Below are 12,564 nucleotides of genomic sequence, written 5' to 3'. Positions count from 1 at the left end.
AAGAAAGGTTTACCCGTGTTAATCGCTTCTGCGTACGCTGCTGATGCAGCCCAGGCCGCTCCAGACTGGATGAGCTTCCTTCCCTTGATCGTTATCTTCGTGCTGTTCTGGTTCATGCTGATCCGCCCGCAAATGAAACAGGCCAAGGAACAACGCAAACTGATCGAAGCCCTGCAAAAAGGCGACGAAGTGACCACCAGCTCCGGCATCGTCGGCCGCATCACCAAGGTAGGCGAAGGCTACGTCAGCCTGGAAATCGCGCCGGAAACCGTGATTACCGTACAAAAGCACACTGTGCAAACCCTGTTGCCCAAGGGCACCATCAAGTCCCTGTAACATAGCCGCTATATACTTGACTCACGATCTTTAACATCACTGAAACACTGAAATGCGAGCCGCTTCATGAACCGCTACCCTTTATGGAAGTACCTGATGGTGCTGGTTGTCGTCCTGGTAGGCCTGCTTTATGCAGCCCCTAACCTGTTCGGCGAATCCCCGGCCGTGCAAATCACCGCAGCCAAGGCCAATACCAAGGTGGATGCAGCGCTGCTGGAAAACACGGAAAACATCCTGAAGCAGGAGAACATCCCGTTTGAAGCGTTGTTCCTCGACGTCACCGGCGTCAAGGTTCGCTTCCCCAGCACCGACATCCAGCTGCAGGCCAAGGACGCGCTCCAGGCGCGGCTGGGCAAGGATTACGTGATTGCGCTCAACCTGCTTTCACGCTCCCCCGAATGGCTGCGCAGCATAGGCGCCCGCCCGATGTATCTGGGCCTGGACCTGCGCGGCGGCGTGCACTTCCTGCTGCAGGTGGACATGAAGGCGGCGCTCGACCAGGCGGCGGAACGCTATGTCGGCGATTTCCGCAGCGCATTGCGCACCGCCCGGCTCAGCTATCTCGGTGTTTCCCGTGATGGCCAAGCCGTCAATGTCCGCTTCAAGGACATGGCGGAACTCAACAAGGCGCAACGCGCCCTGGAAAAAGATTATCCCGACCTCGCCTTCCGCACTTCCGACCGCGGCGAAGACAAAGTCCTGACCGCCGTATTGAGCGAGCCAGCGAAAAAGCGCATCCAGGAATTCGCCATCAAGCAGAACATCCAAACCCTGCACAACCGTATCAACGAATTGGGCGTTGCCGAGCCCGTGATCCAACAGCAAGGCATTGACCGTGTCGTCGTGCAACTGCCAGGCGTACAGGATACTGCCAAGGCCAAGGAAATCCTCGGCCGTACCGCCACGCTGGAAATCCGCATGGTGGACGAGGACAAGAGCAACGCCGTGACCCTGGAAAACGCCTCCAAGGGCCAAGTGCCGTTCGGTACCGAGTTCTACACCGACCGTAACGGCATCCCCATGCTGGTCAAGAAAAACGTGGTGCTGACCGGCGACTACATCACCGATGCCGGCCCGGGCATGGACCAGCAAGGCGGCGGCGCAGTGGTGCACGTCACCCTGGACGGCCGCGGCGCGCGCATCTTCAAGCAGGCCACGCGTGAAAACGTCGGCAAGCGCATGGCGATCCTGCTGATCGAGAAAGGCCAGGCGGAGGTGATTACCGCCCCCGTGATCCGCGAGGAAATCGGCGGCGGACGCGTACAGATTTCCGGCATGGCGAATACGCAGGAAGCCACTGACGTCGCCCTGCTGCTGCGCGCCGGCGCACTGGCCGCCCCGATGGAGATCATCGAGGAGCGTACCGTCGGCCCCAGCATGGGCGAAGCCAATATCGAGCGCGGCATGCATTCCACCCTGTGGGGCTTTGTGGCGATCTCCGTATTCATGATTGTCTACTACATGCTATTCGGCACGGTTTCCGTGCTGGCGCTGAGCATCAACCTGCTGTTGCTCGTTGCCTTGCTCTCCATGCTGCAAGCCACGCTTACATTGCCCGGCATCGCGGCGGTCGCGCTGACCCTGGGTATGGCGATCGACGCCAACGTGCTGATCAACGAACGTATCCGCGAGGAACTGCGCAACGGCAACACGCCGCAGGCTTCCATCCATGCGGGCTATGAACGTGCGTTCGGCACCATCCTCGATGCCAATGTCACCACCATGATCGCGGGCCTGGCGCTGTTCATGTTCGGCACCGGCCCGGTCAAGGGCTTTGCCGTCGTGCACGTGCTGGGCATCCTGACTTCGATGTTCTCGGCAGTGCTGGTTTCCCGTGCGGTCATCAACCTGATCTACGGCTATCGCCGCAAGATCAGCAAGCTGTCCATCGGCTAACTATCGATCAACAGGTAAAACACTAGAGTAAACATCATGGAATTTTTCAGAATCAAAAAAGATATACCGTTCATGAGCTATGGCCGTCTCACGACGACCATCTCGCTCGTGACCTTCCTGTTGTCGGTATTCTTCCTGGCCACCAAGGGCCTGCACCTGGGCGTGGACTTCACCGGCGGCACGATGATGGAGGTCAGCTACCCGCAAGCGGCCAACCTCGACAGCATCCGCAAGTCGGTCGACGAGATCGGCCTCAAGGATGCCACCGTGCAGAATTTCGGTACCAGTCAGGACGTATTGATCCGCCTGCCGATCAAGCCCGGCCTGTCGACCGCGCAGCTTTCCGAAAAAGTGCTGGCGGCGCTTTCCGCCGACAATCCGGAGGTCAAGCTGCATCGCGTCGAGTTCGTCGGCCCGCAAGTCGGCCAGGAACTGTACGACAAGGGCGCGCTGGCGATGCTGTTCGTCTGCGTCGGCATCATGGCCTACCTGGCCATGCGTTTCGAATGGCGCTTTGCCGTGGCGGCCGTGATCGCCAATATGCACGACGTCATCATCATCCTCGGCTTCTTTGCCTTCTTCCAGTGGGAATTCAACCTCACGGTGCTCGCCGCGGTGCTCGCCGTGCTGGGCTACTCCGTGAACGAGTCCGTGGTGGTGTTCGACCGGGTGCGCGAGAACTTCCGCAAGATGCGCAAGGCCAGCGTGCCTGAGGTGATCAACAATGCGATCACCCGCACCATGTCGCGCACCATCATCACCCACTTTTCGACCGAGCTCATGGTGCTGTCGATGCTGTTCTTCGGCGGCGAGGTGCTGCATAACTTCGCCCTGGCCCTCACCATCGGCATCCTATTCGGTATTTACTCCTCGGTACTAGTGGCCAGCCCGATCGCCATGTACCTTGGCGTATCGCGCGAGAACCTGATCGGCGGCGAAAGGAAACCCGAGGCGGAAGAAGCCCTGCCTTGACAAAGCCGGCGCTTCGCGCCGAAACTAGCGGTATCTCATTCCCCGATTGATACCGTTGGACAGTTCCTTACTATGGCAGCTGGGCATTCTTGCCCTGCTGCTATTCGCCTCCGCTTTTTTCTCCATGGCCGAAACCAGCCTGTTGATGCTCAACCGGCACCGGCTCACCATCCTCGCCAAAGAAGGTTTACGCAGCGCCGAATTTGCCACCAGGCTGCTCAACGAGCGCGAGCAGTTTCTCGGCGCCATCCTGCTGGGCAATACCCTCGCCAATGCCGCAGCTGCAACGCTTGCTGCCTTCATCAGCATCCGCCTGTTCAACCTCGGCGAGCTGCTGATGCCGGTTTCCACCGTGCTCATTACCTTTGCCATCCTGGTCTTCAGCGAAATCACGCCCAAGGTCATCGCCTCCCGGCATGCCGAGCCTCTCGCCCTGTCGTTCAGCTATGTATTGCTGCCGTTGGTCAAGGCCGGCTACCCGTTGATATGGCTGGCCAACCTGTGCGCCAACAGCCTGCTGCGCCTGTTGGGCATGAAAGTCAGCTTCACCGAGAGCAACCATACCACCAGCATAGAGGAACTGCGCAGCATCTTCAGCGAAACCACCAGCCCGATCCCGCAAAAACACCGCGAGGTATTGCTGAACCTGCTGGATCTGGAGCAGACCACCGTCGATGAAATCATGACCGTGCACACGCAGCTTGAGATCATCGATTTCGAGGCGCCGATGGAGGAAATCCTCGCCCAGATTACCGAGAGCCAGCATTCGCGGCTGCCGGTGCGCAAAGGGCCGAACGAGGAAATCATCGGCATGCTGCGCATCCGGGACATCATGAATGTCTTGCGTACCAAGCCCCTCAGCCAGCAGCTGCTGAGCCAGCATATGGAAGCGCCTTACTTCATCCCTTCCGGCACGCCGGTCTATACTCAGATGCAGGAATTCAAGCAGTGCCAGCAACGCATTGCCCTGGTCGTGGACGAGTACGGTGAACTCAAAGGCCTAGTCACACTCGAAGATATCATCAAGGCGATTATTGGCGATTTTGCAAATGTATCCGCGGAACAACGCCTGGCATATCGCAAGGAAGACGGGGGCAGTTGGCTCGTGGATGCAAGCAACAGTCTGCGCGACATCAACAAAAAACTGGGTATCGACCTGCCGCTCGATGGCCCGCGTACCCTGAACGGGTTGATTGTCGAACATTTCGAGGATATCCCGGAGCCTGGCATCGGGCTCAAAATCGGTGACTACAAGCTGGAAATCCTCAAAACCCAGGATCGCGCTGTAAAAACTGTAAGAATTCATCCGTAATAGTCATTACATGGCAAAAATCTTGCATGTAAAACTATGCAGCCGGTAATAACCCTACTCAATTCAGACTTGAAAATTTCTGCATTCGGCTCAAAATAGATCAAACGTATGGCTAGCATCAAACATCAGGACAATATCGTCGAGAAGGTAGGCAACGCAAAAACCAAGCCTCCCTCGATGTACAAAGTCATTCTGCTGAATGATGACTACACGCCCATGGAATTCGTGGTGGATGTCATGCAGCGCTTTTTTCAGAAAAACCGTGAACAAGCGACGCAAATCATGCTCCAAGTACATACCGAGGGCGCAGGCGTATGCGGCGTGTATCCGCACGGCATCGCCGAGACCAAGGTCAACCAAGTCATTAGTTATGCCCGTGAGCACCAGCACCCGCTGCAATGCACCATGGAAGAAGCCTGAAGAAAGCTGAGGAAGCTTAGATGATCGCGCAAGAACTTGAAGTATCCCTACATATGGCATTCATGGATGCCCGGCAGAAACGCCACGAGCTCATCACCGTGGAGCACCTGCTGCTGGCCATGATCGACAACCCGACTGCGGCGGACGTGTTGCGCTCGTGCGGGGCCAACCTTGACAATCTGCGCACCGAGCTCAACAACTATATCGAAGAGCATACGCCTACGGTGGAAGGCAACGAGGAAGTCGACACTCAGCCGACGCTGGGCTTCCAGCGCGTGATCCAACGCGCCATCCTGCATGTGCAGTCTTCCGGCAAGAAGGAAGTCACCGGCGCCAACGTGCTGGTCGCCATCTATGGCGAAAAGGATTCCCATGCGGTCTTCTTCCTGCACCAGCAGGGCATCACGCGCCTGGACGTGGTCAACTATATTTCCCATGGCGTCGCCAAGGTCACCGACGGCAGCAACGCCAAGCGCCCTGAAACCGAGCAGGAGGCCGAAACCGAGGCCTCCCCGTCCAGCGCGCTGGAAAATTACACCCAGAACCTCAACCAGCAGGTGCTGGCAGGCAAAATAGACCCCTTGATCGGCCGCGCCCAGGAACTGGAACGCGTGATCCAGACCTTGTGCCGCCGCCGCAAGAACAACCCGCTGCTGGTCGGCGAGGCCGGCGTCGGCAAGACCGCCATCGCAGAGGGCTTGGCACGCCGCATTGTGGAAGGCAACGTGCCGGAAGTACTCGAGAACGCCGTGATCTACTCGCTGGACATGGGCGCCTTGCTGGCAGGCACCAAATACCGCGGCGACTTCGAGCAGCGGCTCAAGGCAGTGATGAAGAAGCTGGCTGACCAGCCTGACTCCATCCTGTTCATCGACGAAATCCATACCCTGATCGGCGCGGGCGCTGCCAGCGGCGGCACGCTGGACGCGTCCAACCTGTTGAAGCCGGCGCTTTCCAACGGCTCGCTCAAATGCATAGGCGCGACCACCTACCAGGAATTCCGCGGCATCTTCGAGAAGGACCATGCCTTGTCGCGCCGTTTCCAGAAGGTCGACGTGGTCGAGCCCAGCGTTTCCGAAACCGTGGAAATCCTCAAGGGCCTCAAGTCTCGCTTCGAGAAGCACCACAGCGTGAAATACACCGCCTCCGCCCTGAACACGGCTGCCGAGTTGTCCGCACGCTACATCAACGACCGTCACCTGCCCGACAAGGCCATCGACGTGATTGACGAAGCTGGCGCGGCGCAGCGCATCCTGCCGAAATCCAAGCAGAAGAAGGTGATCGGCAACAAGGAAATCGAGGACATCATCGCCAAGGTGGCGCGCATTCCGCCCAAGAACATCTCCAGCGACGACCGCAACGCGCTGAAAACGCTGGAGCGCGACCTCAAGGCCACCGTCTTCGGCCAGGACAAGGCCATCGAGGCGTTGTCCGCCGCGATCAAGATGGCGCGCAGCGGCCTCGGCAGCCTCAACAAGCCGATCGGCTCCTTCCTGTTCTCCGGCCCTACCGGCGTCGGCAAGACCGAAGTGGCCAAGCAGCTCGCCTATACCCTGGGCGTGGAACTGATCCGCTTCGACATGTCGGAATACATGGAGCGCCATGCCGTGTCGCGCCTGATCGGCGCGCCTCCAGGCTATGTCGGCTTCGAACAGGGTGGCCTGTTGACGGAAGCCATCAACAAGACGCCATATTGCGTATTGCTGCTGGATGAAATCGAGAAGGCGCACCCGGACATCTTCAATATCCTGCTGCAGGTGATGGATCACGGCACGCTGACCGACAACAACGGCCGCAAGGCGGACTTCCGCAACGTGACCATCATCATGACCACCAATGCAGGCGCAGAAGCGATCAGCAAGACCAGCATCGGCTTCACCCTGGGCAGCAACACCGGCGACGAGATGGGAGACATCAAGCGCCTGTTCAGCCCCGAGTTCCGCAACCGCCTGGACGCGATCGTCTCGTTCGCCCCGCTCTCGGAAGAGATTATCGTGCGCGTGGTCGACAAGTTCCTCATGCAGCTTGAGGACCAATTGCACGAGAAGAAAGTGGAAGCCACGTTCAGCGATGCGCTCAAGGCCTATCTGGGCAAGAAGGGCTTCGACCCGCTCATGGGCGCCCGCCCGATGTCGCGCCTGATCCAGGACACCATCCGCCGTGCCTTGGCGGACGAGTTGCTGTTCGGCAAGCTGTCCAATGGCGGCCATGTGCATGTGGATATCGACAAGGACGACAACATCAAGCTCAGCTTTAACGAGTCGAGCAAGCCCAAGGACAACAAGCCGGCTTTGGAAGCTGATGTCACTGGCTGATGCTCAATATTCAATATTGATGTCGAAAAAACGCCGCAGAAATGCGGCGTTTTTATTTGCATGTCTAACTTTAGATTTTCACTGGGAATATCCAGCTTCTAACCGGCATAAACCTGATATTTCTGCATGACGGCGGCAAAACGCGCACTTGCCAGCCACGCCTGCAACCAGGCCTGCAGCCGGGGATAAGGCGCGGCCTCGAACCAGGACTGATCCACCATGGAAAACTGGCGCACGAACGGAAATATCGCCACATCCGCCAGGCTTGCATGGTCTCCCAGTAAATAGGGCCGCTGCTGCAGGTGCGACTCCAATTGCTGCAGGAACGCTTCGCCCTGCGCACGATACGCCTCGGGCGGCTGTTCAGGAAAACGAATCGCATATTTATAGCGGTCCAACGCGCGTTTGAACGGGCCGTCGTTCTCGGCAATCAAGCTTTCCGCCTGCGCCAGCAGGGCCGGGCTGCCGAGCCAGTCCTCAGGGTCATGCCGTTGCAGCGCCCAGCGCATGATATCCAGGCTTTCATCGATTACGGAACCGTCAGGCAATACCAGCACCGGCACCGTGCCCTTGGGCGACACTTGCAACATATGCGCAGGCTTGGCCTTGAGCGCTATCTCGCGAATGTCCACCGCGATGCCGGCATAATGCAATGCCATGCGGGCGCGCATGGCATAGGGGCAACGCCGGTAGGAATACAGGACGGGCTGCGCCACCTCAACCCAGCTTGCGGCAGATTTCGTCAACCAGTACCGGGCCGCGATAGACCAAGCCGCTGTAGACCTGCACCAGGCTGGCGCCTGCCGCGATTTTCTCTTCGGCGTCCTCGCCGCTGAGAATCCCGCCCACGCCGATGATCGGCAATGCGCCAGCAAGATGGTCGGAAAGGGATCGGATCACCGCAGTGGAGCGATCGCGCACCGGGGCGCCGGACAAGCCGCCCGCCTCTTCCGCATGCGGCAGGCCCTGCACCGCATCGCGCGCCAGGGTGGTGTTGGTGGCGATCACGCCGTCGAACCGGTATTCCATCAGCAATGCGGCAATATCGGCGATCTGCGCCTCGTCCAGGTCAGGCGCGATCTTAAGCGCGATCGGAACATATCTGCCATGCCGGTCGGCCAGAACCTGCTGCTCAAGCTTCAAGGCATGCAGCAACTGGCCCAAGGCCTCTTTCTCCTGCAGGGCGCGCAGGTTCTTGGTATTGGGCGAGGAGATGTTGACCGTGACGTAATGCGCGTGGGCGTACACCTTGCGCAGGCAATGCAGGTAATCGTCGACCGCCCTTTCGTTCGGCGTGTCGAAATTCTTACCGATATTGATGCCCAGCACGCCCTTGTACCTGGCGGCAGCCACGTTTCTCAACAAGGCGTCCACCCCGAGGTTGTTGAAGCCGAAACGGTTGATCACCCCCTGCGCCTCGGGAAGGCGAAACATGCGCGGCTTGGGATTGCCAGGCTGGGGACGCGGCGTGATCGTGCCGATCTCGATAAAGCCGAACCCGAGCCCGGCCAGCGCATCGATATAGGCGCCGTTCTTGTCCAGCCCCGCCGCAAGGCCGACCGGGTTGGGGAAATTGATTCCCATCGCCTGGCGCTGCTTGCACTTGGAGGGCCGGGGGTAAAGGTTCAGCAGCCCGGAGCGTTCCAGCCGCTTCAGGTTCTTGAGGGTAAAGTCGTGGGCGCGTTCCGCATCCAGGCGGAACAACCAGGGTTTAGCAATGGAATAAAGCATGGGGGGATTCTACCGGAAAACCCACACCAGCTCACTGGCTATGACGCCGAAGATCATGCGAATCGATGCCAATAAAAAAGGCGCCTTCAAGGCGCCTTTGCGAAGCATCGTCAGATGCGCATTTCAGCAATCCAGCACCAACACCTGTTCGGAAAGCCGGATCATGCGCTCTACGGCGGCAGTGACCCACACGATGCCGTCACCCACCTGGCCGGTATGCCCGACCTCGACGAGGACTTGCAATATGCCTTCCACCAGTTCATCCGGACAGACGATCTCGATGCGCACCTTGGGACTGTAATCCGTGAGTTCCTCCCGGATGCCGAGCGTAGGGCGCGCCACATGATGGCCGCACCCTTCCACCTTGCTCACCGTCATGCCCGGGAAACCTTTGATATTGCGCAGCCCGGAGCGGATCTTGGGCAGGCGCTGCGGCGGGATAATGGCTTTGATCTCTTTCATGTTCGGCTCCTTGTCATCATGCTTCTACGCGCTGTTCTTCAAACTTGCGATATAGCGTCGGCACCACGACCAGCGTCAGCAGGGTGGAAGTAATCAATCCCCCGATGACCACGATCGCCAGCGGACGTTGGATTTCCGAGCCAGGCCCCGTAGCGAAGAGGAAGGGCACCAAGGCCAGCATCGCCACCGTTGCCGTCATCATCACCGGCCGGAAACGCTGCGTGCACCCCTTGAGGATAGCCTCGTTCTGGCTCAGACCCTCGTCCCGCAGGCTGCGGATATAGGACACCAGCACCACGCCGTTGAGCACGGCGATCCCCCACAGCGCAATGAAGCCGACCGAGGCAGGCACCGAGAGGTATTCCCCGGTCAGGAACAAGGCAATGATGCCGCCAATCGACGCGAACGGCAGCACCATGATGATCATGGTGGCATAACGCACCGAATTGAACAGCAGGAACAACAGGAAGAAGATCGCCCCTATCGTCACCGGAATGATCACCATGAGGTGCCCCATCGCGCGCTCCATGTTCTGGAACTGGCCGCCGAACTCGAGATAGTACCCCTCGGGCAGCTTGAGCTTCTGCGTCAGCACCTGCTGCAACTCGGCCACGAACCCGCCCAGGTCGCGGTCCTTGACGTTGATGCCGACCACCACGCGGCGCTTGGCCAGCTCGCGGCTGATCTGCGCCGGGCCGTCGCGCACCTCGATTTTCGCGAGATCGCGCAAGGCCACGCGCGAACCGTTGGGCGAGGTGATGAGGATATTGCTAATCGCCTCGATATTGCCGCGGAAGTTCTCAGGGTAGCGCACTGCCGCGCTGAAACGACGCTGCCCTTCGTAGATTTCCGTCGCCACCTTGCCGCCGATCGCGGTCTCGATCACGTCGTGCACGTCCGAGGCATTGATGCCATGGCGCGCGATCGCATGCCGGTCCACGGTGATGTTCAGGTATTGCTGGCCGGAAACCTTCTCCACCTTGATTTCCGTGGCGCCGCGCACGCCGCCGGCAATTCGGGAAATCTCGTCCGCCTTGGCCTTGAGCAGGGTCATGTCCTCGCCGAACACTTTCACAGCCACGTCGGCCCGCACGCCGGTGAGCAGTTCGTCCACGCGGTCGGAAATCGGCTGCGCCATGACAATCTGCACCCCTGGCAGGGACTGCTCCAGCACCTCTCGCATTTTTTCCGCGATATCGTCCTGGGTCCAGCCATCCGGCCATTCTTCACGCGGCTTGAGGCTGATGATCGGCGTCGACTCGTTCTGCGCTTGCGGGTCGGCCGGGCTCTCGCCGCGGCCTACGCCGGACACCGCAGATTTCACGCCCGGCACCTTTTCCATGATCAGCCGCATCGCGTCGCTTTCCATCTTGGTCGATTCCTCGAGCGAGATGTTGGGCACGCGGTTGATCCCCGGCACGATGGAGCCCTCCTTCATTTCCGGGATAAAGGAAGTGCCGAGGAACGGCACCAGCAGGATGGTGCCGATGAACAGGGCGGTGGCGGCAATGATGGTGGTCTTGTCGTGCGCCAATGCCCAGTTCAGCATCTTCAGGTAGGGCCGCTTGATCGCCTGGATCAGGCGCGTATCCTCGCCGCTGCCGCCCTTTAGGATGTAGGAGCACAGCACCGGGGACAATGTCAGCGAAATCACCAGCGAAATGAACAGCGCGATCGCAATCGTCAACGCCAACGGCGCGAACATCTTGCCTTCCATGCCCTGCAGCGTCATCAACGGCAGGAACACCAGGATGATCACGCCGACGCCGAACAGCACCGGCGTTCCCACCTCGGCGGCAGCTTCCAGCACCACGCGTACCTTGCTTTCGCCGGGACGGTGCCCGAGGTGGTGGAATGCGTTCTCGACCACCACGACCGAGCCGTCGACCATCAGGCCGATCGCGATCGCCAGGCCGCCCAGCGACATGAGGTTGGCCGAGATGCCGTAATAGTTCATCGCCATGAAGGTGATCAGCGGCGTGAGAATCAGCGTGCTCACCACGATCAGGCTGGAACGCACATCGCCGAGGAACAGGAACAGGATGATGATGACGAGGATGATGCCCTCGATCAGCACCTTGGTCACCGTGTGCAGGGCGGAATCCACCAGCTCGCTGCGGTCGTAGTAAGGCACGATCTGCAATCCGCCGGGCAGCATGCCCTGCTCGTTGATCTCCTTGACCCTGGCCTTGACGCGGCTGACCACTTCCTTGGCGTTGCCGCCGCGCATCATGATGACGATGCCGCCGACGGATTCGGTATAGCCGTTCTTGACCACGGTGCCCACGCGCACCTCATGCCCGATCTGCACTTCCGCCACGTCGCGCATGTAGACCGGGACCCCGTTCTGTTCCTTGAGCACGATATTGCGGATATCGTCGAGATTCTCGATCAGGCCCACGCCGCGGATCAGATATTGCTCCGCATACTGCGGCAACACCCCGCCGCCGCTGTTGGCGTTGTTGCGCGCCAGGGCCATGTAAATGTCTTGCAGCTTCAGGCCGTAGTGGCTCATGCGGTCCGGATTGACCAGGGCTTGGTATTGCTTGACGTAACCGCCCTGGGAATTGATTTCCGCAATGCCCGGGATGCCGCGCAGCAACGGGCGCACTACCCAGTCCTGGATGGAGCGGCGCTCGGTCAGCTCCTCGCGCGACAACGGCTTTTCGCCGTCGGTCGGCTTTTCCAGGGTGAATTGATAGACCTCGCCCAAGCCGGTCGCCACCGGGCCGAGGATGGGCGTCACGCCTTCCGGCATGCGGTCCATCACCTCCATCAGGCGCTCCATCACCAGTTGGCGGGCAAAATACACATCCGTCTTGTCGGTAAACACCAGCGTGATCAACGACAAGCCATTGCGGTTCATCGAGCGCATTTCCTCCAGGCCCGGCAGGCCTGTCATGGCGATTTCCAGCGGTACGGCAATGAAGCGCTCCACCTCTTCCGGGGAGCGGCCCGTAGCCTGGGTGGCGATCAGGACCTGGACGTTGGTGACGTCGGGAAACGCATCGACGGAAAGTTTCTTCAGGGCAAAGGCCCCGGCGGCCATCAAGGCCAGCGCCACGACCACGACGATCAGGCGCTGCTTGAGGGCAGCTCTAATGAGGGATTCGATCATGG

The 12,564-nt window shown here is 59.6% G+C and carries 10 protein-coding genes; 6 read left to right on the top strand and 4 right to left on the bottom strand.

Annotated features, from left to right (window positions below; translation table 11 throughout):
- The first annotated feature begins 15 nt into the window (after positions 1 to 15).
- From yajC to clpA, 6 genes are all read left to right on the top strand, one after another.
- Positions 16 to 336: a preprotein translocase subunit YajC gene (gene yajC / locus ACKF11_RS01290; protein ID WP_407995039.1), complete on the top strand. Its 321-nt coding sequence runs from the start codon at positions 16 to 18 to the stop codon at positions 334 to 336.
- A 66-nt stretch (positions 337 to 402) separates the two neighbouring features.
- Positions 403 to 2,232, top strand: coding sequence for a protein translocase subunit SecD (gene secD, locus ACKF11_RS01285; RefSeq protein ID WP_407995038.1), 1,830 nt, complete (start codon positions 403 to 405; stop codon positions 2,230 to 2,232).
- 36 nt (positions 2,233 to 2,268) lie between these two features.
- Positions 2,269 to 3,204, top strand: a complete 936-nt coding sequence (gene secF / locus ACKF11_RS01280) for a protein translocase subunit SecF (protein ID WP_309564420.1) — start codon at positions 2,269 to 2,271, stop codon at positions 3,202 to 3,204.
- A 46-nt stretch (positions 3,205 to 3,250) separates the two neighbouring features.
- Entirely contained in the window at positions 3,251 to 4,516 is a 1,266-nt protein-coding gene (locus ACKF11_RS01275; RefSeq protein WP_405029478.1) for an HlyC/CorC family transporter, read from the top strand.
- 108 nt (positions 4,517 to 4,624) lie between these two features.
- Complete coding sequence (clpS, locus tag ACKF11_RS01270; protein WP_230343275.1) at positions 4,625 to 4,936, top strand: ATP-dependent Clp protease adapter ClpS; 312 nt, start codon at positions 4,625 to 4,627, stop codon at positions 4,934 to 4,936.
- 20 nt (positions 4,937 to 4,956) lie between these two features.
- The gene (gene clpA / locus ACKF11_RS01265; protein WP_309564418.1) at positions 4,957 to 7,251 is read left to right on the top strand and encodes an ATP-dependent Clp protease ATP-binding subunit ClpA; all 2,295 of its coding nucleotides are present in this window, start codon (positions 4,957 to 4,959) and stop codon (positions 7,249 to 7,251) included.
- A gap of 98 nt (positions 7,252 to 7,349) precedes the next feature.
- Here the strand turns inward: clpA and ACKF11_RS01260 are convergent, their stop codons facing one another.
- The 4 genes from ACKF11_RS01260 to ACKF11_RS01245 form a co-directional block, all read right to left on the bottom strand.
- A complete protein-coding gene (locus ACKF11_RS01260) occupies positions 7,350 to 7,967 on the bottom strand; it encodes a glutathione S-transferase (RefSeq protein WP_407995673.1) in 618 nt (205 codons plus the stop codon).
- Between the two features lies 1 nt (position 7,968).
- Positions 7,969 to 8,982, bottom strand: a complete 1,014-nt coding sequence (locus ACKF11_RS01255; RefSeq protein WP_407995035.1) for a quinone-dependent dihydroorotate dehydrogenase — start codon at positions 8,980 to 8,982, stop codon at positions 7,969 to 7,971.
- A gap of 123 nt (positions 8,983 to 9,105) precedes the next feature.
- Positions 9,106 to 9,444 carry a P-II family nitrogen regulator gene (locus tag ACKF11_RS01250; RefSeq protein WP_309564415.1) on the bottom strand — a complete coding sequence of 113 codons (339 nt, stop codon included), beginning with the start codon at positions 9,442 to 9,444 and terminating at the stop codon, positions 9,106 to 9,108.
- Between the two features lie 16 nt (positions 9,445 to 9,460).
- The gene (locus tag ACKF11_RS01245) at positions 9,461 to 12,562 is read right to left on the bottom strand and encodes an efflux RND transporter permease subunit (RefSeq protein ID WP_309564414.1); all 3,102 of its coding nucleotides are present in this window, start codon (positions 12,560 to 12,562) and stop codon (positions 9,461 to 9,463) included.
- Positions 12,563 to 12,564: the final 2 nt, after the last annotated feature.

This window comes from Methylobacillus draconifructus (assembly GCF_045984385.1).
GTDB classification, from domain to species: Bacteria; Pseudomonadota; Gammaproteobacteria; order Burkholderiales; family Methylophilaceae; genus Methylobacillus; species Methylobacillus flagellatus_A.
The sequence above is the reverse complement of the archived record's forward strand: the minus strand, read 5'-3'. Positions and strand labels throughout refer to the sequence as shown.

What these genes read in the sequence shown, in the direction of transcription:
- secD (WP_407995038.1), top strand. Translation starts at nt 403, where the DNA reads ATGAACCGCTACCCTTTATGGAAGTACCTGATGGTGCTGGTTGTCGTC.
- ACKF11_RS01245 (WP_309564414.1), bottom strand. Translation starts at nt 12,562, where the DNA reads ATGATCGAATCCCTCATTAGAGCTGCCCTCAAGCAGCGCCTGATCGTC.
- ACKF11_RS01255 (WP_407995035.1), bottom strand. Translation starts at nt 8,982, where the DNA reads ATGCTTTATTCCATTGCTAAACCCTGGTTGTTCCGCCTGGATGCGGAA.
- secF (WP_309564420.1), top strand. Translation starts at nt 2,269, where the DNA reads ATGGAATTTTTCAGAATCAAAAAAGATATACCGTTCATGAGCTATGGC.
- clpA (WP_309564418.1), top strand. Translation starts at nt 4,957, where the DNA reads ATGATCGCGCAAGAACTTGAAGTATCCCTACATATGGCATTCATGGAT.
- clpS (WP_230343275.1), top strand. Translation starts at nt 4,625, where the DNA reads ATGGCTAGCATCAAACATCAGGACAATATCGTCGAGAAGGTAGGCAAC.
- ACKF11_RS01250 (WP_309564415.1), bottom strand. Translation starts at nt 9,444, where the DNA reads ATGAAAGAGATCAAAGCCATTATCCCGCCGCAGCGCCTGCCCAAGATC.